At 63.3% G+C, this 20,428-nt stretch carries 15 protein-coding genes; 4 read left to right on the top strand and 11 right to left on the bottom strand.

The features are described from left to right. Positions 1–40: 40 nt before the first annotated feature. From AB0Y14_RS00365 to dinB, 6 genes are all read right to left on the bottom strand, one after another. A complete protein-coding gene (locus AB0Y14_RS00365) occupies positions 41–1,891 on the bottom strand; it encodes a peptidoglycan D,D-transpeptidase FtsI family protein (protein WP_436587325.1) in 1,851 nt (616 codons plus the stop codon). Positions 1,892–2,098: 207 nt separating this feature from the next. Then, entirely contained in the window at positions 2,099–2,854 is a 756-nt protein-coding gene (locus AB0Y14_RS00360) for a hypothetical protein (RefSeq protein ID WP_436587324.1), read from the bottom strand. Then, positions 2,851–3,861: a 16S rRNA (cytosine(1402)-N(4))-methyltransferase RsmH gene (gene rsmH / locus AB0Y14_RS00355; RefSeq protein ID WP_436588782.1), complete on the bottom strand. Its 1,011-nt coding sequence runs from the start codon at positions 3,859–3,861 to the stop codon at positions 2,851–2,853. The genes AB0Y14_RS00360 and rsmH overlap by 4 nt, the downstream gene beginning before the upstream one ends. Positions 3,862–4,030: 169 nt before the next feature. Then, positions 4,031–4,462: a division/cell wall cluster transcriptional repressor MraZ gene (gene mraZ, locus AB0Y14_RS00350; protein ID WP_129315338.1), complete on the bottom strand. Its 432-nt coding sequence runs from the start codon at positions 4,460–4,462 to the stop codon at positions 4,031–4,033. A 328-nt stretch (positions 4,463–4,790) separates the two neighbouring features. Continuing rightward, on the bottom strand, positions 4,791–5,186 hold the full coding sequence (locus AB0Y14_RS00345; protein WP_436587323.1) for a DUF3040 domain-containing protein: 396 nt from the start codon (positions 5,184–5,186) through the stop codon (positions 4,791–4,793). Between the two features lie 94 nt (positions 5,187–5,280). Further along, positions 5,281–6,582, bottom strand: a complete 1,302-nt coding sequence (gene dinB / locus AB0Y14_RS00340; protein ID WP_436587322.1) for a DNA polymerase IV — start codon at positions 6,580–6,582, stop codon at positions 5,281–5,283. A gap of 98 nt (positions 6,583–6,680) precedes the next feature. On the opposite strand from dinB, the gene AB0Y14_RS00335 reads away from it, so the two are divergent. Then, on the top strand, positions 6,681–7,820 hold the full coding sequence (locus AB0Y14_RS00335; protein WP_436587321.1) for a polyprenyl synthetase family protein: 1,140 nt from the start codon (positions 6,681–6,683) through the stop codon (positions 7,818–7,820). A gap of 54 nt (positions 7,821–7,874) precedes the next feature. On the opposite strand, the gene AB0Y14_RS00330 is transcribed toward AB0Y14_RS00335, so the two are convergent. Further along, the gene (locus tag AB0Y14_RS00330; protein WP_436587320.1) at positions 7,875–8,243 is read right to left on the bottom strand and encodes an Rv2175c family DNA-binding protein; all 369 of its coding nucleotides are present in this window, start codon (positions 8,241–8,243) and stop codon (positions 7,875–7,877) included. Positions 8,244–8,309: 66 nt separating this feature from the next. Here AB0Y14_RS00330 and AB0Y14_RS00325 point away from each other — a divergent pair, with 66 nt between their 5' ends. Further along, positions 8,310–9,719 carry a protein kinase domain-containing protein gene (locus AB0Y14_RS00325; protein WP_436587319.1) on the top strand — a complete coding sequence of 470 codons (1,410 nt, stop codon included), beginning with the start codon at positions 8,310–8,312 and terminating at the stop codon, positions 9,717–9,719. 63 nt (positions 9,720–9,782) lie between these two features. Here AB0Y14_RS00325 and AB0Y14_RS00320 read toward each other — a convergent pair whose 3' ends face one another. Together AB0Y14_RS00320 and AB0Y14_RS00315 are read right to left on the bottom strand one after the other, a co-directional pair. Further along, positions 9,783–11,174, bottom strand: coding sequence for a class II 3-deoxy-7-phosphoheptulonate synthase (locus AB0Y14_RS00320; RefSeq protein WP_436587318.1), 1,392 nt, complete (start codon positions 11,172–11,174; stop codon positions 9,783–9,785). 124 nt (positions 11,175–11,298) lie between these two features. Then, complete coding sequence (locus AB0Y14_RS00315; protein WP_436588781.1) at positions 11,299–12,279, bottom strand: 1-acyl-sn-glycerol-3-phosphate acyltransferase; 981 nt, start codon at positions 12,277–12,279, stop codon at positions 11,299–11,301. 143 nt (positions 12,280–12,422) lie between these two features. On the opposite strand from AB0Y14_RS00315, the gene AB0Y14_RS00310 reads away from it, so the two are divergent. Both AB0Y14_RS00310 and AB0Y14_RS00305 read left to right on the top strand, forming a co-directional pair. Then, positions 12,423–13,280 carry an alpha/beta hydrolase gene (locus AB0Y14_RS00310; RefSeq protein WP_436587317.1) on the top strand — a complete coding sequence of 286 codons (858 nt, stop codon included), beginning with the start codon at positions 12,423–12,425 and terminating at the stop codon, positions 13,278–13,280. Continuing rightward, positions 13,277–15,112, top strand: coding sequence for an AMP-dependent synthetase/ligase (locus tag AB0Y14_RS00305; RefSeq protein WP_436587316.1), 1,836 nt, complete (start codon positions 13,277–13,279; stop codon positions 15,110–15,112). The genes AB0Y14_RS00310 and AB0Y14_RS00305 overlap by 4 nt, the downstream gene beginning before the upstream one ends. 101 nt (positions 15,113–15,213) lie before the next feature. On the opposite strand, the gene AB0Y14_RS00300 is transcribed toward AB0Y14_RS00305, so the two are convergent. Both AB0Y14_RS00300 and AB0Y14_RS00295 read right to left on the bottom strand, forming a co-directional pair. Beyond that, positions 15,214–16,632, bottom strand: a complete 1,419-nt coding sequence (locus AB0Y14_RS00300) for a mycothione reductase (protein ID WP_436587315.1) — start codon at positions 16,630–16,632, stop codon at positions 15,214–15,216. Positions 16,633–16,829: 197 nt separating this feature from the next. Then, entirely contained in the window at positions 16,830–20,276 is a 3,447-nt protein-coding gene (locus tag AB0Y14_RS00295; protein ID WP_436587314.1) for a pyruvate carboxylase, read from the bottom strand. Positions 20,277–20,428: the final 152 nt, after the last annotated feature.

The following is a 20,428-nucleotide window of genomic DNA, read 5'->3' as shown; positions in this document are numbered from 1 at the left end:
GCGCCGCGCGCTCCCCCGAGCAATAGCTTAGTATCGCGTTCTATTCATGATCGCCGTCCGTGAACTTCGGTATCTCGACGGGTTTCGAGGTCGAGTGCGGAACCTTGTAGTACTGCAGGACCTTCTCCATGATCTTGGAGAACACCGTGGTGCACCCAATGGCGGTCACCTCGCCCTGGGGCCGTTGGAGCACGATGCCGACCAGGTACTGCGGGTCATCGATGGGGGCGACGCCGATGAACGACGTCGTATATCCGTCATAACCGCCGCCCTTGTCCGCGGGGGCCTCGGCGGTACCGGTCTTGCCACCAACGCGCCAGCCTTCGACCGCGGCCTCTTTGGCTCCGCCTTCGGTGACAACCGTCTCCATAATGTCCTTGACCTGCTGGGAGGTCTTCTTGGAGACGATCCTCTTGCCCTCGGAGGCGGGATGCTTATTCTCCTTGCCGTCCTTGTCGACCACGGCATCGATGATTCGGGGCTTGAGCTGCACTCCGTCGTTGGCCACGGCCTGGTAGGCCATCATCGTCTGCAACGGCGTCTGGGACACGCCCTGCCCGAACAAGACCGTGTACTGCTGGCGTTCGTCCCATTCCTTGGCAGGGGTCAGAATTCCTCGGCTCTCGCCGGGCAGCTCGATACCGGTGAGGGAACCGACACCGAACTTCTTGAGCCAATCGTGTCGCTGGTCCTTGTCCAGTTGCTTGCCCGCGAGCACGGTTCCCGTGTTCATCGAGTCCGCGATAATACCGGTCAGAGTTCTCTTCTCGGCGCCGTGATCGAAGGCGTCCGTGAAGGTCTGCCCGTCAATGTGCAGCTCGGCCGGAACATCGAATCCGGAGGTCGGCGTGGAAAGGCCTTCTTCGAGGACGGCTGAGGTCGTGAGGATCTTCTCGGTCGAACCCGGCTCCGTCGCAGCGCTGACCGCTCTCGCGGCAAAGTCGCCGGAATCGGCGTCCTCGTAATTATTGGGGTCAATCATCGACGAATCGGCCAAGGCGAGGATCGAGGCGTCCTTGATCCTCATGACGACGGCGGTCCCCCACTCCGCTTTCAGTTCGTCGGCTCGGGCCTTGACCTGCTGCTGTGCGAAGTACTGGATGTCCCGATTGATCGTCAGCCGGACGGTCTTGCCGTCTTCGGCGGGCTGGTTGATGTCCTCGCCCACAGGAATGCGGATGCCATCCGCACTGATTTCGTAGACTCGTTCGCCGTCCTTGCCCGTGAGGTCCTTGTCGAATTGGAGTTCTATGCCGCCCGCGGCGCCCTCGGAATTCAGGAAGCCCACCACGGAGCCACCGATGGATCCGTCGGGATAACTGCGCTTCGATACGGGCTCGCTGTAAATGAAATCCGCACCGATGTCCATGATCGCGTTGTAGACGTCCGGCGTCACCTCCTCGGCGACGACGGCGTACTTGCTGTCCCCGTCGAGGCTTTCCTTGACCTCGTTGTCCGGCTTTTTGAGGATGTCGGCCAACTTGTAGACCACGTCCTGGACACTGAGCTCTTCCTGCTTCTTGTCCTTGTTGTACCGCTTGACCGGAGCCACCGCGGTCTGGTCGGCGGTGATTTTGTAGCGTTGGATGGAGCGGGCCAGAACATTGCCCTCGGTGTCGTGGATTTCACCACGCAGGGCCGGGATCTTCTGGGTGCGGCGCCGATCGTCGAGGGCTTTCTTCGCGCGGCCCGTGGGATCGATGGCCTGGACATAAAAGAGGCGCCCGACCAGAAGCGCAAGCATGGCCAAAAACGCCGAGATGCCGATGAAACTGCGCCGCAGGATTCCCTGTGCCTCTCCCGTCTGGGGATCGCGATCCTCTTCGACGTAGCGCCCATCGCGGGGACCCTCTTGGCTGGGGTCGCCCGGCCGATCCTCCGTAGAATCCACTGACTCCTCTTCCTGCCCCGGGCCTACCGACCGGGGGAAACGTCGCAACGGGTGGTTGGCTCGCGCCTCACTTCACGGTGACCGGCGCGTCCGGTACATGACGTGCCGTCGTGGCGGAAGTTCTCAGTCTAAAGCCTGGCACGGACGATACGGCATCACGTGGGCCTGTATGCTCCGCCACGGCCGTGGTTCGGGTGACCTCGTGGGTCAGCCGTTGCCGTGGTTCGCGTTCTGGCCGTTGCCGCCCTGGTCTCCACCGTTGTTCGCTTGCTGGTCGGAGTTGGAGGATCCTTCGTCCTTCTCGGAATCGGAGTCCTTCTTGTCCTTGTCCTGCTGCTTCTTCTGGTCCTCTTCGGCCTGCTTCTTCTGCTTCTCGGCATCCTTGGCAGCATCCGTGTCGCTGCCCTTGGGCGGATCGATGAGGTTGGTCTGGCCGTTCTTCTTGGCCTCCTCCGGATCCGACGGCGCCTTCTCGGCGGGAGTCGGCGTCCCGGAGACGGTCGAGTTCTTCAGGTCCAACTGAGCCTGGTCAGACGCGGAGACCATTCCGAGCTGCGAGGCCCTGATGGCCAGGTTCTGCGGAGCCTGGTGGTACTCGTTCTCCTGGCTGATCTTCTGGTTTTCCTCGGAGAGGCTGCGCTCCTGGTCCCGAAGCTGCACCAGGTCGTACTGATTGGACGACATCGAGATGTTCAGCAACAGCACCACGCCCAGCGTGACGCAAACACCCAGGATGGTCGCGACCACCATGGACAGCCGACGACGCCGACGAGCGACCGGCTGCACGGCCAGCGGCTTGCGGCGGCGGGGTTCCGCGGCCTCGGCGAGCTCATGCTGCTCATCCTGAATCTCGGCGTCGCCGACGACGCGAAGGTTGCGTCGCTCCTTGACCGCGCTCAAATGGAGGGCGGCGGGTACACCGTTCTCGGTTTCCGAGTCTGTGTACTGCGGTTCTGCACTCATGCTGCCGTCCTTGATTCACGGATACGTTCGGCGGCACGCAGTTTCGCGGATGCCGCACGCGGGTTGCTGTCAATTTCTTGGTCGGTTGGACCTTCGGCGCCCCGTGTCAAGACCTTGACTTCGGGCTGATGCTCTTCCAACTCAACCGGAAAACCTTTGGGAGCCTTGGATACGGCCAACGCCGCCACAGCTCGCTTCACAATTTTGTCCTCAAGTGAGTGATAGCTCACCGCTACGACACGGCCGCCAATACTGAGAGAATTCAGTGCATCGGGAACGGCCCGTTCGAGAGTCTCAAGCTCACCATTAACTTCAATGCGCAGGGCCTGGAAAGTACGCTTGGCGGGATGCCCCGAATTGCGTTGCGCCGCCGCCGGAATCGCCTTTCGGAGGATGCTGACCAGTTCATCGGTCGTCGTAATTCGGTGTTCTTGGCGAACCTCAACCAGAGCTTTGGCAATTCGACCGGCAAATTTCTCCTCGCCCCAGTTCCTCAGGATGCGTCGGAGGTCGTTTTCGTCATATTCGTTAACGATGATTTCAGCGGTCAGCGCATCACTCGAATTCATGCGCATGTCCAAGGGTGCGTCGTATGAATACGCGAAGCCCCTCTCCTTCTCGTCCAATTGCAAGGAGGAGACGCCCAGATCGAAGAGGACTCCGTCGACGCTGGGTATTCCGCGCGAGGACAATACTTCCGAGATCTCGTCGTAGACGGCCTGGACCGGCACGAACCGATTGCCGAATCGCTTCAGGCGCTGGGCCGCAAGCGCATGCGCCTGTGGATCACGGTCGATTCCAATCACGGTGAGTCGCGGGAACCTATCCAGGAGATTCTCGGTGTGCCCGCCCATACCCAACGTCGCATCGACGACGATCGGGGAAGATCCTTGCAGCGCGGGTTCCAGAAGGCCGATGCAACGTTCGAGCAGAACCGGCACATGGCGCTCATGGGCCGGGCGCATATTGGCTGAGGTCTCTGCGTGCACCCAGGGCCTCCGTTCCATGGTCCGGCCAACGCCCGGTCGTTGGCTTTCGCTGCGTGACATCCCACGGCGATGCAGAGCTCTGATACCTGATCCCCATCCAAACAAGTTCGGCCCTCATTCGGCCTGGCTCAGGGGAAGTTGAGCCAGGACGATTCCGAACTGCCGGCTGGAGACCACATACCAGAGGTCACATCAGACCGGGAATGACTTCTTCGTCGGTCGCGGAGAATTCCGATTCCTTCTCCTGCAGGTACTCGTCCCAAGCCTGAGCGTCCCAAATCTCGGCCCGGGTTCCGGCGCCAATCACGGCGAGCTCTTTCTCAAGTCCTGCATACCCCCGAAGCGACGGCGGGATGGTGACCCGCCCCTGCTTGTCGGGGACTTCATCCGAAGCGCCGGAGAGGAACACGCGAATGTAATCTCGGGCCTGCTTCGACGAAATCGGCGCCTGGCGCATCTGTTCGTGCACCCGCTCGAATTCCGCCTCGCTGAAGACGTACAAGCACCTTTCCTGCCCCCTGGTCAAAACCAAACCCTCCGAGAGCTCATCCCGGAATTTGGCGGGGAGGATCAGTCGCCCTTTGTCATCGAGACGGGGCGAATACGTTCCGAGGAACATCTCGCCACCGCCTCCCCTGGTCACATTCCGTGCATCCGCCGTTTCGGATGCGAGGGAAGATAAGGAACCACCCTTGCCTCCCCTGCTTGCCCCACTTTACTCCACTTCCCTCCACACGCAACACCTTCGCCCCCATTCATTCCCTCTTTCCGCAGATCAGCCCCAAAATGCCGCGTGTTCCCGGGGGTGGGGCGTGGTGGAGGAAAATTTGACCGCGCTTCGAACCGCCGCGGATTGCGGCCGATGTGGGCACGAAAAAGGGCCGATACCGTTTCCAGGTATCGGCCCTTCGCCCGCGTGGAGGAAAGTGGGGCGGAATGTGGAGGACTTAGCTCAGTCCTCCGCGCTCCTCCCATTTTTTCTCAAGTTTCTGCATCAGAGTGGATTGGTTCTGGGGAGAAGTGGGGCGGTCTCCGCGGCTCTTCGCCCTTCCCTTCCCCTTGCGGGAGGATCCCTTGCTCGTGGCCATGTAGACGCCGAGTCCCATCAGCAGGAATCCGACGACCCCCAGGACGATGAGTTTGGTGGCTACCCCGGCCAAGACAACGGCCAGGCCCACGATCGCGACGACGATGCCGAGCACCAGATAACGCACGGACACTCCGCCCGAAGCCCGCGACGACGAGCCTTCGGAATCCATCGATCGAGCGAATTTGGGATCCTCCGCGTTCAGCTGCTGCTCCAGCTGTTCGAGAAGCTTCTGCTCGTGTTCGGACAGTGGCATGGTCATCTCCTCTTCCCGGGATGGGGGATGTCAATACGGTGGGGACCACCGTGTTCCATCCGTCCATTAAGAATAGTGCTTCTCGCGCACAATTTCACTGCCGAGACGGCCATTCCTCGCTCTCCGGTCCATCACCGGTCCGGGTCCCCTCCGCTTTTTCCTGTTTCCTCTCGTAGCGAGGGGAAATGCTGCCTTCCAAAAGGGTCGCAGGACGAAGACCGCTGGGACCGAATTTCGCCCAGATCAGGTCCATGGTGGATTCGGCCTGCCCCCACTCTGCTTCGTGCACGAACGTATCCTCCGCCCCTTGATCCCACAGCGACAACTGCCGCCCGGCGTCGTGGGCATCGAACTTTTCCGCTCTGACCCCGACCAACCGGATCCTGCGCGGAAGCGGCCCGAGGTCGTCGAAGAGTCTTGCGGCAGCCTCGTAGACATCACGTCCCGTGGTGGCCCCCTGCTCGAGAGCTCGTGCCCGACTCACCGTGTGGAAGTCTTCGTCGCGGACCTTGATGGCAACACCATAGGCACGTCTCTCCGCGGCCCTGATTCTTCTGGCCACATCGTGGCTGAGTTGGAGCATCGCAGACTTGATCTCACGCACGTCGTCGGTGTCGTAGCTGAAGGTGTGTTCCGCGCCCATGGACTTCTCAACGCGCTCAGTGACCACGGGGCGGTCGTCGATTCCCCGGCACAGTTCGTACAAATGGGCGCCTGCAGCTTTGCCCAGGCGCCGCTGGAGCAAGGAGTACGGGGCCTCCTGCACCGCCCCGACCGTGTCGAACCCGGCGTCGTGGAGGACCCGTGCCGTTTTTTCCCCAACGCCCCAGAGCTTGCGAACCGGCAACGGGGCGAGGAACTGTTCGGCCATGGACCCGGGCACCACCCACAGGCCATCCGGTTTGGACCCGGTCGAGGCCATCTTCGCCAGAAACTTGTTGCTCGAAATGCCGATCGAAGCCACCAGCCCGGTTTCTTCGTTGATCCTGCGGCGGATGTCCCGTGCGATCCCCACCGGAGGCCCCAGCCGTCGAATTGCTCCGGTGACGTCCAGAAAGGCCTCGTCAACGCTGACTTGTTCGAGCCGATCCGTCACGGACCCGAGGATCTCCATGACCTTTTCCGAATACGCGCGGTACTGCCCGTGGGACGGTTCGATGTACACCGCGTGAGGGGCCAGTTGTCGAGCCTTCGCCGTGGGCATGGCGGACCCGACGCCGAGGGCCCGTGCTTCATAGGACGCGGAAAGCACCACGGATCTCGGCCCGGAACCGGCGACGACGACCTGTCGCCCCACGAGTTCGGGCCGGGTCAGCAGCTCCACGCCCACGAAGAACGCGTCCATGTCCACGTGCATGATGACGCGATCCCGGGAAGCCTCCTTCTGTTCTGGCACGGCTCCTCCAATCGCACATCCGACCAGTAAAGTGGAACGTGCTCTCCACCCCTACTATTCCTGCTCGCATCGCATACAGGAAGTCAGGAACCGCTACCGTGAATGATTCCGGACCGAAGCCTCACGCATCCACGACCCCTCCCTCGAACGCCTCGAATGCGGACAGGGCAGAGGCTGAGAAGCGGTACGTCGAATTGGTCGACGAAGCCATCACGGATTTTCTGACCAGGCAGCGCCTGGTGATGCTCGAAATCTCACCAGAGGCCATGCCGCTGGTGGATCACATCGAGACCCTGTGTTCCGGCGGCAAACGTATGAGAGCGCTTCTCGCGTACTGGGGATGGCGGGCCGCGGGAGGATCCGCCCGAGCCTCTGAGATCGTCCGTGCCGGGGCGGCCATCGAGCTCTTCCAGTCGGCTGCCCTGATTCACGACGACATTATCGACCACTCGGACACCCGTCGCGGGCGTCCTTCAGTACACCGCGCCTTCGAAGCGATGCATCGGGACGAGGGCTGGTCCCTCAATGGGGAGGAATTCGGAGTGATGGGCGGGATCGTCGCTGGGGACCTCTGCCTGTCGTTCTCCGAGGCGGTTTTCGCGTCAATCGGCAGCCAGCAGGCCTCCATCGGTCGCGCCCGTCGCATATTCGACATCATGCGGACCGAAGTCATGGCCGGCCAGTACCTCGACGGTCTTTCCGAGGTCATGGGGACGGAAGACCCGGAGGAAGCCATCCATCGGGCGTCCACGGTGATTCGGTACAAATCGGCCAAGTATTCCTGCGAACATCCCCTGAGCCTCGGAGCCGCTCTGGCCGGTGCCGACGAGTCGCTCCTGAAGAGCCTCTCGGACTTTGGGCTCCCCCTGGGGGAAGCATTCCAGCTTCGGGACGACGTCCTCGGCGTTTTCGGGGAACCAGAAGTCACCGGGAAGCCAGCGGGTGACGACCTGCGTGAGGGCAAACGCACCGTACTCATCGCTCTCGCAGAAAGAACCGCCACGGAAGAGCAGGCGATGTTCTTGGAAAACCACCTGGGTCAACCCGATATGGACGATCAAACAGTGGAGGCAATGGTGGACATCATCCGAGACACCGGAGCCCTGGCCGAGGCGGAGAGCATCATCCGGACCACAGAGAGGCAGGTGCAGGCCGCCTTGCGGAAGATCGACTCGGACCCGTCAATCATTGGAGCTCTGGAGGATGTGGCCTCCAGGGCCTTGCACCGCTCCTCGTAGACCCGCCGCAGTCCTTCGGGCGAGGAACCGGAGGGACTGCGGCGGTCGAGCGGATCACCAGGCCAGGGCCTGTGCCCTCCGTCGAATCTCGGTCTTCTTTCCTGCGTGCAATGCATCGATGGGCCGTCCGGGCAGGGACTCGTCCTCCGTGTACAGCCACCGGATCGTTTCTTCGTCGTCGAAACCCGAATCCTTCAGCACGGTCAGGGTCCCCTTGAGGGAATCCAGGACGCCGTCTTCGCGCATGAATAACGCGGGCACCCGGCGAACTCCCTCCTGGTCTCGGACGGCGATCAACTGCCCTTCGGTGATCAGGGTGTGGACTCGTGTGACCTTGACGTCCAGGGTCTCGGCGATCTCGGGGATGGTCGTCCATTCCCCCACGAGGTCGAACAGCTCGGCAATGTTTTCGTTGGAATTCACGTCTCCAGGCTAAACCAGTCAGGCCCTTCGCTCCTCATCCCTCGGCGATCCCCTAGAATCGGTTCAATGAAAAGGACTGCACCGGGGCCTTTGACCGGCCGGAGACTCGAGGGCAGATATCTCCTCGGCGACCTCATCGCGCGCGGCGGGATGGGAGTCGTCTACCGCGCCCAGGACACCCGCCTCGCCCGCCCCGTGGCGATCAAGGTGCTCAAGGAATCTGTGGGCGCGGCGCCGGACACGCGGGAACGATTCGTCCGTGAGGCCCAGGCCGCGGCGGCCATCTCGGATCCACACGTCGTCTCCGTGTGGGACCAGGGCGTGGACGAATCCGCGTCCGATCCGGTGGTCTATCTCGTCATGGAACTCGTGGACGGTGCCACGCTGCGCGACCTGATCAAACGTCGGTCTCCGATGACCGTTCGGGAAGCGCTTCGGGTTCTGAGGCCTCTCAGCCAGGGACTTGCCGCGGCGCACCGGACGGGTCTCGTGCACAGGGACGTCAAGCCCGAAAACGTGCTCACCTCCCCGGAGGGCTCGGTCAAGGTCACGGACTTCGGCCTGACACGCCACGTCCAAGCCGAATCGGCCACCTTGAGCCTGGTGGGATCGGCCAATTACATTGCCCCCGAACTCGTGCGGCGGCATCCCGCGGGCAAGCCTGCGGACATTTACTCCGTGGGAATCATCCTCTACGAGATGCTCACCGGCGTCCCGCCCTTCCGCGGCGACTCGCCCTACGCCGTATCCATGGCTCACGTGGACGACCCCATGCCCGACCTGCGCCAGAGGTTCCCCGACGTCGACCCCGAGATCGCGGAGATCATCGCCTGGTGCTGTGCCAAGGACCCGGAGGCGAGGCCTCAGGATGCGGACGCACTCCAGGGCGAGCTCGAGCATCTCCTTCAACGGTTCTCGGAGGAGGCGCTGGATCGAAGGCCACCCGGCTATCGAGACGACGCTTCCGACCTCTTCAGCGGCTTGGAGACCGCGAGCCACACGAACGCCATGCAATTGGCGCCCTTCGCTCACGGCGGTCCCCCGGGCTCTTCCCAGAGCGTGCACGAAGCACCCTCCGCGACGCAGAAGGACGGGGCACGGACGGCTGAGGACGCCGACGAGCCCTCAGGCCCTGACACCACGAGCGTTCATGCACGGAGGTCTCTGGACGACGCCACCCGTGTGCTGCCCGAGGGAGCCGTGGCCGATGAGTCGGCTGAACGGTCATCCGCGCACGCGGAAGGGTCCGTGGCTTCCGGATCAGAACCCAGCGCACATCAGGATCCCGCGGTACCGACTCATGTCCTCGGCTCGACCGAGCCGTATCGGGCCTGGGTGTGGTTGCTCATCTTCGTCCTGGCGGCGTGCATGGTCGCTTACCTTGGCTGGTTGGCCGGCGTGACTTTTCTGGCCCAGGGCTCCGCCGACCCGTCCGTAGGGGCCGCGACCTTCGCCGTTCAGGCTCCGCCCGCCTAGCTCACGCACCAGGCGGACGGGCCCAGCAGGCACCATGGCCGGGCGACGTCGGCCGCGACGAAGCTACCGCTTCGAGAGGTACTCGGCGACCAGGAAAGCGACCTCGAGGGACTGCATGTGGTTCAGCCTGGGATCGCACAGCGTTTCATAGTGGTCGGCGAAAGCGGTTTCGTCCACGGCATCCGATCCGCCGAGGCACTCGGCCACGTCGTCACCTGTCATTTCCACGTGGATTCCGCCAGGAACGGTGCCGAGGGCTTCGTGGACCTCGAAGAATCCGCGAACCTCATCCACCACGTCGTTGAAACGTCGGGTCTTGTATCCCGAAGGCACTGAGATCGTGTTGCCGTGCATGGGGTCGGTAACCCAGACGACCTTCGCCCCGGAGTCCCGGACGCCCTCGACGATTCGGGGCAGGCTCTCGCGGATCTTCGACGCACCCATGCGGGTGATGAAGGTCAGGCGCCCCGGACGACGCTCGGGGTCCAGGGTATCGATGAGTCGGAGGACGTCGTCGACGTCCGTATTCGGGCCGAGCTTGACGCCGACCGGGTTGTGGACCTTGGACAGGAAATTCACGTGGGCATCTTCCAGGTTGCGGGTTCGCTCCCCGACCCACAGGAAGTGACCGCTCGTCCCGTACGGAAGATGCGTCCGCGAATCGATGCGAGTCAGCGCACGCTCGTAATCCAGGAGCAGGGCTTCGTGGCCCGCGTAGAATTCAGTCCCCTTGATCGCCTCGAAGTCCGCACCGCACGCGTCCATGAACCGGATCGCGCGATCGATTTCTCGCGCCAGGGACTCGTACCGGGCGTTGGCGGGGTTGGACACAAACCCCTTGTTCCACTCGTGAACAAGGCGAAGATCCGCGAAACCACCGGTTGTGAAGGCCCGAATCAGGTTCAGCGTCGATGCGGACGTGTGGTAACCACGCAACATTCGATTCGGATCATGCCGTCGCGATTCCTCGGTGAAGTCGAAGCCATTGACCATTTCGCCACGGAACGAAGGCAACGTGACGTCCCCGCGTGTCTCGCTGTCGGAAGAACGAGGCTTGGAGAACTGTCCCGCCATGCGCCCCATCTTGACCACGGGCATGGAGGCTCCGTAGGTGAGGACCACGGCCATCTGAAGCAGTGTACGAACCCTGGCACTGATTTTGTCGGCCGTCGCGTCCAGGAAGGTTTCCGCGCAATCGCCTCCCGTGAGGAAGAACGCTTTTCCTTCGGCGACGTCCGCCAGACGCTGCCGCATCTGGTCCACCTCACCGGCGAACACGAGCGGGGGCACGGACTCGAGCTCCGAGACCACCGTGCCGAAATCGGGGTGGTCAGCCCAGTTCGGTTGCTGGTCGGCAGACAATTCACGCCACTCGTCCAGTCCCGGATAATTCTTGGCCTCGGGAGCGGGCTGGTTCCGGAACGGGGTGAGCGGATTCTGATTCTGTTCTGCCATGTCGACCAGTTTACGGACACACGTCAAAACGTGCGCACTCAGAACATTTGTGTCGAATATCGAGACGAGCGATCGGGCCGTCCTGCGACCGGCGCCACATCGGCGCCCACGCGGTTGTCCGGAGTTACTCCTTCGCCGAGCCGGCGTCGTCCTCCGCCGCGCCGTGCGAACCGGTGCGCCGGTTCTGGGCCTTCTTCACGCCGTCCTCGACACGCATCCTGGCTTCGTGGAATTTGTCCTCCACACGGTCGAGACCGGGGCGGATGCGTTCGCGCGCCGAGTCGAGGCCGGGTTGGATCCGATCCCGGGCGGTCTCCACGCTCGCTTTGGCGGAATCGACCGAGGCCTGAGTCCGCGTCTTCGCGTTCTCCAGGATCTCGGCCACGGCGGCCTTGGCATCGGCTACCCGCTGCTTCTCCATGGCGTTCTTGACCGTGGACGCATACAGGTCCACGTACTCCTGGCCGGACAGTTCCTGAATGGCCCGAATGATCTCGTCCGCGACCTCACGCTGAACGGAATGTTCGGCCTCGCGGCCGGCGAACCGGGAGAAGTCCAGGGGCTCCCCGATGATCGTGCGGACGGGGGCAATACGGCGACCGTCGCGTGAGGTCCGGCGCGGGATCTTGTTCCCCTTCGGCTGGACCTTCTCGGTATTGACCATGGCCACAGGAATCACCGGCACTCCGGTCTGGATCGCGAGCCGGGCGACGCCGATTTTGGGACGGTAGAGCCGGCCGTCGGGTGAGCGTGTGCCTTCCGGATAGATGCCCAAGAGCTTTCCGTCACGAAGAGTCTGCGCGGCCTGACCCAACGATTTCGCGGACTTGTTCCCGCCGGATCGGTCCATGGGAATCTGGTTGATTCCCTTGAAGAATGCGGCGGTCGCACGTCCGACCAGCCCCTGACCGGTGAAGTATTCCGACTTGGCCAGGAAGTACACCTGACGGTCGACGGCCACGGGCAAGAACACGGAGTCCGCGAAGGAGAGATGGTTGGACGCCAGGATGGCGCCCCCGCGATCCGGTATGTTCTCCAAGCCTTCCGCCTCGGGACGGAATACTCCATTGACCAATGGCCCGACGACGAACCGCTTGAGGAACATGTAGAGCACAGGTGTTTTCCTTTCGGGTGACTGCTGCACGCCATGGTTGCGCCGCGTGACGTATAAGAGCCTAGCGGCTCCGGAGCATGTTGCCCACGATTCGGTTGCCACGTCGATTCTGTATGACGTGACACAATGATTCTATGGGCCACATCACAGATCACCTCGGGAAACGGCGCGACGTCGCTCCCGCTGGCCGGGGATATTCCGGCGACGTCGACGTGTCACCAGCCCAATGGGACGGCGGCCCGGACGGGGTGCTGGTTCTCCATGGCTTCACGGGGTCCCCGCACAGCGTCCGCCCGCTCGCGGCGAATTTCGCGGAGGCCGGCTTGGCCGTCGAGATGCCGTTGCTCCCTGGGCATGGGACGACGGCGCACGACATGTCGACGAGAACCTGGAGGGAATGGACCCAAGCGGTCGATGAGGCGTATTGGAATCTCCGGTCCCGAGCGGAGAAGGTAGCGGTCGCGGGTCTCTCGATGGGAGGGGCGCTGGCGCTCCACCTCGCGGCCAGGCGCAGCGTCGAGGCGGTCGTGCTGGTGAACCCCGGCGTCGTCGATCCCGTCAAGGGAATGGCCTGGGCCCGTTGGTTGGCCTACGCCATTCCGAAAATGCGCGGCGTCGGTGACGACATCGCGAAACCCGGAGTGACCGAAGGGGCCTATCCTCAGACGCCCCTGAGAGGCGCCGCCCAGCTGCACGAACTGTTCAAGGAGACCCGTCGCGTCCTGCCCGCGGTGACCGCTCCCGTGCAAATTTACCGGTCCCTCGTCGACCACGTGGTCTCGGACGCGAGCCACGAGTACCTCATGACGCATCTGGTTCCCGAACCCGAGCTCGTTCCGCTGCCCTCGAGCTACCACGTGGCAACCCTCGACCACGACGCCCCAACGATCTTTCGGGGCTCCCTCGCATTCCTGGAGCGGTGCGGCCTGCGACTGCCCGGCCAAGACTCGTCACCGTTCCCCACTCTCGAAACGAAAGAAAGGACGTCATGAAGGAAACCACGGTTGAGCTCTATCAGCAGTTCGATCCGCGCACGAACACGACCGATCTGCTGGAGTCCAAATTCCCCGAGCTGATGGATCAGCTCCTGTTCAAGATCCAGCGCTCGGAAGGACAGTGGGAAGGGATCACGGCCGCTCGCTTTCGTCAGGACGTCGTGTCCTTGGCCAAAGGCCTCATCGCTGCGGGCATTCGTCCCAAGGACCGGGTCGGAATCATGTCCCGCACGCGCTACGAGTGGGCGGTCGCGGACTTCGCGATCATGTACGCCGGCGCCGTGACGGTCCCGGTCTACGAGACCTCGTCCCCATCGCAGGTGGCCTGGAATCTCGGGGACTCTGGGGCCACGGCCGTCATCGTGGAATCGCGGCAGCACGCGGCGGCGGTTCGCCGAGCAGCCCAGCACGAGGAACTCAACGTCGAGAATGTCTGGCAGATCGATGCCAAGGACTCGGACAAGGATTCCCTGGCTTCACTGCGAGCGCTGGGATCAGATGTGGACGATGAGACTCTCGAGGCCGCACGAACCTCGAGCGGGCTCGAGGACATGGCGACCATCATTTACACCTCCGGAACCACCGGCAGACCGAAGGGGTGCGTGCTGACCCACGCCAATTTCGTGAAGCTGTGCGCTTCGGCCAGGCAAGCGATTCCGGAGGTCGCCAACGATGAGAACTCCACGCTGATGTTCCTGCCGTTGGCACACGTCTTCGCTCGGTACATCCACGTGCTGTCGATCGACGTCGGGGTCGTGGTAGGCCACAGCCCGGACCTGAAGAATCTCACGAGCGATCTGAAGAGTTTCGCCCCGACCTTCCTCCTCGTGGTGCCTCGTGTGTTCGAGAAGATCTACAACGGAGCCCGCGCTCAGGCCCACGACGCCGGATCGTTGAAGGGAAGAATCTTCGACGCGGCCGAGAAGATCGGCGTCGCGTGGTCGGAGGCTCTCATGTCCGGAGGCAAGGTCTCGCCCATCCTGAAGGCCAAATATGCGCTGGTCGACCGGTTGGTCTTTTCGCAATTGCGCGCGGCGATGGGCGGACGGGTCCAGTACGCCGTCTCCGGGGGCGGCCCCCTCGGGCGGCATCTAGGACATTTCTTCCACGCGGTCGGCATCAAGATCCTCGAGGGGTATGGCCTGACCGAAACGACCGCCCCGGCCTCCGTCGGAACGGTCAAGGACTTTCAGATCGGGACCGTTGGTCCCCCGTTGCCGGGCATCGGGATCAAGATCGCCGACGACGGCGAGGTCCTCTGCCGCGGCGTCGGAGTGATCGATACCTATTACAACAATCCCGAGGCCAACCGGCAGAGTTTCACCGAGGATGGCTGGTTCCGCACGGGAGATGTCGGCGAGCTGACGGATCGCGGAATGCTCAAGATCACCGGCCGCAAGAAGGAAATCATCGTGACCGCCGGAGGCAAGAACGTGATTCCGGGAGCGGTCGAGGACGAGTTGCGCAAATCGCCGCTGATCTCTCAGTGCCTGGTCATCGGTGATCAGAGACCTTTCATTTCTGCCCTGGTGACCTTGGACGCGGAAGCGCTCGAAAGGGAGCTTCCCCGACTCGGTCTCGATCCTGGGCTCACCCCGGAGCAGGCAGCGGAGAAGGACGCGGTCAAGGATGAGATCCAGAACGTCATCGACCGGACGAACGAAAATGTCTCCCGCGCCGAATCGATACGCGCGTTCCGCATCATTGCCCAGGATTTCACGGAAGAGTCCGGGCACATGACGCCGTCGCTCAAGATCCGCAGGCCACAGGTCCTCAAGGACTACTCGGACGTCGTGGAGAGCATCTACGCGGCCGGCAAACCTTCCTGACTCGAGACGACCGCTCTCGTGCGGTGACCGCTCCGTCGAAGGCCCGATGAGCCGAGTAGACCCCGCCCTGGCCGGCGCGGCCGACTCGGTTCATGAATTGCTCAGTTGCCCGGAACCTCCAGTCCGAGGAGGGCGTTCTCGACCGCCTCCGTCAGCGCCGGGTGGATCCAGAACTGTCCTCGAGCCATCTCGTGGGCGGTCAGTCCGAAGCTCATGGCCTGGATCAGGGGCTGGATCAGCAGGGACGCCTCGGTGCCGATGATGTGGGCCCCGAGGAGCTCCCCCGTGTCCTTTCTCGCCACGAGCTTCACGAAGCCCTGGTCGTCCTCCATCGCCCAGCCGTAGGCGACGTCGCCGAAGTCCTGGACCTTGACCGTCACGTCGAATCCCTGGACGGCCGCAAGGTCCCTGGCGTCGCTCTCGCTCATACCCACCGAGGCAATCTGGGGGTTGGTGAAGACGGCGTGCGGAACATACCGCTCGTCCGTGCTGCGCAGGTCATCCGGGTGCAGCAGATTGTGCTGCACGGTGCGTTCCTGGGCGTTCGCCAAGTGCTTCAGTTGCGTCACGGAGCTGACATCTCCCAAGGCCCACACGCCGTCAACGGGTTCCCCGGCTGCGAGCACCCGCTGGTACTCGTCCACGGCGAGGACCCCGTCACGAACGTCCAGCCCTGCGCCCTCGGCGTCCAGACGGTCCACGTTGGAGACCCGTCCGGTGGCGGCCAGAACCACGTCGGCCGCGAGCGTTTCGGAGGAGCCACCGGATTCGATGGTCACCTCCAGACCGTCTCTCCCCTGCACGATCGAGGAGATGGTGGTGTCCAGCCGCAGATCCCACTGGTCCGAGGCTTCACGCACAAACCGCTCGGCGATATCCTCGTCGTGGTCTCGCAACAGACGACGAGACCGGTTGATCTGCACAGCCTCGGTACCCAGCCCGTGAAAAATACCCGCGAACTCCGCGGCGATGAATCCGCCGCCGAGGATCACGACCCGTCGCGGGAGATCCTCGATGCGCATGATCGTGTCCGAGGTGTGCACGCCCGGAAGATCGATTCCAGGGACGTCCGGGAGCACGGATCGTGATCCTGCCGCCAAAACCACTTGTCGACCCCGCAGAAGCTGACCGGAAGCGGTTTCTACGGTGTGGGGGTCGCGCAGGGTGACGAATTCGGTCCAAAGATCCACGTTCGGGAGTTTTTCTCGATACTCCAGACCGGACTCGGAAATGGCGTCGATCCGACCGAAAATGCGGTCCCTGATCTCGCACCACCGGACGTCGGTGCGCTCCATCGAGACCCCCAGACGATCGTCGTCGAGCCCATGGACCGCGGTCGTGGCCGGGTAGGCGAACATCTTCGTGGGGATGCATCCCTTGTTGAGGCACGTCCCGCCGAAGACGCCGCCGTCGACGATCGCGACCTTCTTGTCCTTCCATTCTTCGTCGATCAGGCTGTTGCCCGACCCGGACCCCACCACGATCAGATCGTAGTCATGTACCTCATGCGTCACCGTCACGTCAGCTCCTTCTCGTGCGACTATCGAGCGGTCATCTCCGGGGCCTGCGTCAGCACCAGGTCCCTTGGCCTTTCATCCTTGCGAACGCACCGGGCCCCGGCTTCATTCCATGGAGCCGGGGCCCGGGGCGGCCATCTCGATCGCTGCCCGAGTCCGTCACCGCATCGCGGCGGCGCGGGACGAGGGCGATCGCTGGTTCAGCTCTCGATCACGATGACGAGATCTCCACCGGCAGCCTGTCGGATGTCGTTGAACATGACACGCGAAACCTTGCCGGATGTCGGCGCGGTGATCGATGCTTCCATCTTCATCGCTTCGATCGTCGCAACCTGGTCGCCTTCGCTGACCTCGTCCCCCTCCGCGACGGTGATGGTGACGGCCCCTGCGAAGGGGGCTGCCACGTGACCCGGATTCGACGTGTCCGCCTTCTCTGCGGCCTTGACGTTGGACTCCACGGATTCGTCCCGGACGTCAATGGACCGCTGCTGGCCATTGAGGGTGCACATCACCTGGCGCACGCCCTTGTCGTTCGGTTCCGAGATCGCCTGGAGCGTCGCGAGCAATCGCACGCCCTTGCCGAGGGAAATGACGTGCTCGCGCTTCTCCACCATGCCGTACAGGTAGTCCCTGGTGTGCAGTACCGAGACGTCCCCGAATTCTTCGGTTGCCTTCTCGAAATCTCCCGTGGGTCCGGGGAAGAGCAGACGGTTCAGTGTCGCACGCCGGGTCGCCGAATCTGCCTGGAGCGCCTCCTTGTCTTCCGAGGACAACTCGGTAATCTTCGGTTGTTCCTTGCGGCCCTCGAGCGCCTTCGACCGGAACGGCTCAGGCCACCCCGCGGGCGGGGTTCCGAGCTCGCCGTTGAGGAAGCTGATCACCGACGCCGGGATGTCGAATTTGGCGGGGTTCTCCTCGAATTCCTTCGGATCGACGTTCATGCCCACGAGTTGCAGTGCCAGGTCGCCGACCACCTTGGAGGACGGGGTGACCTTGACGATGTCTCCCAGCATCCGGTTCGCCGACGTGTACATGTCCTCGATGGCCTCGAAATGCTCTTCCAGACCAAGGGAGATGGCCTGCTGACGCAGGTTCGTCAGCTGGCCGCCTGGAATCTCGTGCTGGTAGACACGACCCGTAGGAGCGGTCAGCCCCTTCTCGAACGGTGCATAGATCGATCGCACGGATTCCCAATACGGTTCGAGGGAGGAGACCGCGTCCAAGGACATCCCCGTGTCACGATCCGTATTGGCCATGGCCGCGACCAGGGCCGAGGCCGATGGCTGGCTCGTGGTTCCGGCCAGCGCGGCACAGGCGACGTCGACCGCGTCGACCCCGGCGTCGGAGGCGGCCAACAAGGTCGCCAGCTGGCCTCCCGCGGTGTCGTGGGTGTGCAAGTGGACCGGGATGGTCGGGAATTTCTCGCGCAGGGCGGAAACCAAACGACGAGCGGCCTCTGGCCTGAGAAGCCCGGCCATGTCCTTGATCGCGAGGATGTGGGCGCCGGCCTCGACGATCTTTTCCGCCAGATCCAGGTAGTAGTCGAGCGTGTAGGTCTGCTCGTCCGGGTCCAGCAAATTACCGGTATAGCACATGGCGACCTCGGCCACGGCCGTCCCGGTGCCGCGGACGGCCTTGATGGCCGGCTCCATCTGCGACACGTCGTTGAGGGCGTCGAAGATCCGGAAGATGTCGACGCCGGTTTCGGCCGCTTCCTGGACGAAAGCGTCCGTCACGTCGGTGGGGTACGGGGTGTACCCCACCGTGTTCCGGCCGCGCAGCAGCATCTGGATCGGAATATTGGGCATCGCCTCCCGCAGCAGGCGGAGTCGCTCCCACGGATCCTCACTCAGGAACCGAAGGGCCACGTCGTACGTCGCGCCTCCCCAGGCCTCCATCGAGAACAGTTCCGGCGTCACGTGCGCGACGGCGGGCGCGGCCGCCAAGAGGTCACGGGTGCGGATGCGCGTCGCGAGCAGGGACTGGTGGGCATCGCGGAACGTCGTATCCGTGACCGCAAGGGGCTTGTAATCGCGCAGAGCCTGGGCAAATCCTTCGGGACCGAGGTCAAGCAGCTTCTGACGCCACCCAGCCGGAGGTACATGGTCCGAGCCGTCGAAGGGGCTGCGGAAGGGCTCCTCGACCTTGTCACCGGGGAACCTCGGCAGTTTCGTCCGAGGGTCGATGCCCTCGATCCTGGGCCCATTGGGCTGATTGACCGTGACGTTCGCCAGGTAGGTCAGCGCCCTCGTCCCGCGGTCCGAAGAATGCTTCTTGGTCAGCAGTTCGGGGTGCTCGTCGATGAAGGGCGTCGAGACGTCGCCCGCTTGGAAGGTCGGGTCTTCGAGCACCGCGGCGATGAACGGGATGTTCGTGGCGACGCCTCGAATCCGAAATTCGGCCAAGGCGCGCTGGGCTCGCTGGACCGCCGTACCGAAGTCCTTTCCCCGACAGGTCACCTTGCAAAGCATCGAGTCGAAGTGCGGGGAGATTTCGGCGCCCGCGTAGACCGTGCCGCCATCCAGGCGCACCCCCGCGCCACCGGCTGATCGGTACGCGTTGATCTTGCCGACGTCGGGCCGGAAGCCGTTGGTCGGATCCTCCGTGGTGATGCGGCACTGGAGCGCGGCACCTCGAACACGCAACGAATCCTGGCTGATGCCCAGGTCCTCGAGGCTCTGGCCTGCGGCGATCCTCATCTGGGACTGCACGAGGTCAATGTCGGTGATCTCTTCGGTCACGGTGTGCTCGACCTGGATACGCGGGTTCATCTCGATGAACACGTGCTGCCCGGCGCGTTCGCCGACCGTGTCGACCAGGAACTCAACGGTTCCCGCGTTGACGTAACCCAGCTCCTTGGCAAATTTGACGGCGTCCCGGTACAGGTTCTGCCTGATCTCCTCGTCCAGGTGGGGTGCGGGAGCGATCTCGACGACCTTCTGGTGACGGCGCTGGAGCGAGCAATCGCGCTCGAAGAGGTGAACGGTCTCCCCCTCGGCGTCGGCCAGGATCTGCACCTCGATGTGGCGCGGTCGCAGCACGGCTTGTTCCAGGAAGACCGTCGGGTCGCCGAATGCGGTCTCCGCTTCGCGCATGGCCGCAGCGAGGGCATCCGGAAGCTCCTCACGAGTGTTGACCCGCCGCATGCCTCGTCCGCCACCGCCGGCAACGGCCTTGACGAAAATCGGGACGCCGATTTCGTCGGCTTCCTTGATGAGCTTGTCCTTGTCCGCTGAGGGCTCGGTGGAATCCAGTACCGGGATTCCGGCTCGCCTCGCTGCCCTGAGCGCTTCGACCTTGTTTCCAGCGAGGTCCAGGACGTCCGCGGGAGGTCCGATGAAGGCTATGCCTTCCCGCTCCGCGGCCTTGGCCAGATCGGGGTTTTCCGACAGGAATCCGTAACCGGGATAGATGGCGTCGACCCCGGCTTCTTTGGCCACACGAATGATCTCCTCCACATCGAGGTAGGCCCGCACGGGATGACCTTCCTCGCCTATCGGGTAGGCCTCATCCGCCTGCTGGCGATGAATGGAGTGACGGTCCTCGTAGGGAAATACGCCAACAGTTTTGGCGCCCAGCTCGTACGCCGCGCGGTAGGCACGGATGGCGATCTCGCCGCGGTTGGCGACCAGGATCTTGGAGAACATTGATAACCGTTTCCGCCCCGGCTCGCGAAAGGTTTGCGAGCACCGGACTTGTCTCGACGATCGGAGCACTTCAGCTCAGTGGTATGTCGTATCTTACGGGCTTCCGTGATTGCACTAACTTAGTAGACCACCCCGCGGTCCAAAACTTTGTG

The sequence above is a fragment of the Rothia sp. HC945 genome (genome assembly GCF_051370785.1).
Classification (GTDB): Bacteria; Actinomycetota; Actinomycetes; order Actinomycetales; family Micrococcaceae; genus Rothia.
The sequence above is the reverse complement of the archived record's forward strand: the minus strand, read 5'-3'. Positions and strand labels throughout refer to the sequence as shown.

Coding starts and splice junctions, on each gene's coding strand:
- AB0Y14_RS00360 (WP_436587324.1), bottom strand. CDS start 2,854: ATGAGTGCAGAACCGCAGTACACAGACTCGGAAACCGAGAACGGTGTA.
- rsmH (WP_436588782.1), bottom strand. CDS start 3,861: ATGGAACGGAGGCCCTGGGTGCACGCAGAGACCTCAGCCAATATGCGC.
- mraZ (WP_129315338.1), bottom strand. CDS start 4,462: ATGTTCCTCGGAACGTATTCGCCCCGTCTCGATGACAAAGGGCGACTG.
- AB0Y14_RS00345 (WP_436587323.1), bottom strand. CDS start 5,186: ATGCCACTGTCCGAACACGAGCAGAAGCTTCTCGAACAGCTGGAGCAG.
- AB0Y14_RS00325 (WP_436587319.1), top strand. CDS start 8,310: ATGAAAAGGACTGCACCGGGGCCTTTGACCGGCCGGAGACTCGAGGGC.
- AB0Y14_RS00320 (WP_436587318.1), bottom strand. CDS start 11,174: ATGGCAGAACAGAATCAGAATCCGCTCACCCCGTTCCGGAACCAGCCC.
- AB0Y14_RS00315 (WP_436588781.1), bottom strand. CDS start 12,279: ATGTTCCTCAAGCGGTTCGTCGTCGGGCCATTGGTCAATGGAGTATTC.
- AB0Y14_RS00310 (WP_436587317.1), top strand. CDS start 12,423: ATGGGCCACATCACAGATCACCTCGGGAAACGGCGCGACGTCGCTCCC.
- AB0Y14_RS00305 (WP_436587316.1), top strand. CDS start 13,277: ATGAAGGAAACCACGGTTGAGCTCTATCAGCAGTTCGATCCGCGCACG.
- AB0Y14_RS00295 (WP_436587314.1), bottom strand. CDS start 20,276: ATGTTCTCCAAGATCCTGGTCGCCAACCGCGGCGAGATCGCCATCCGT.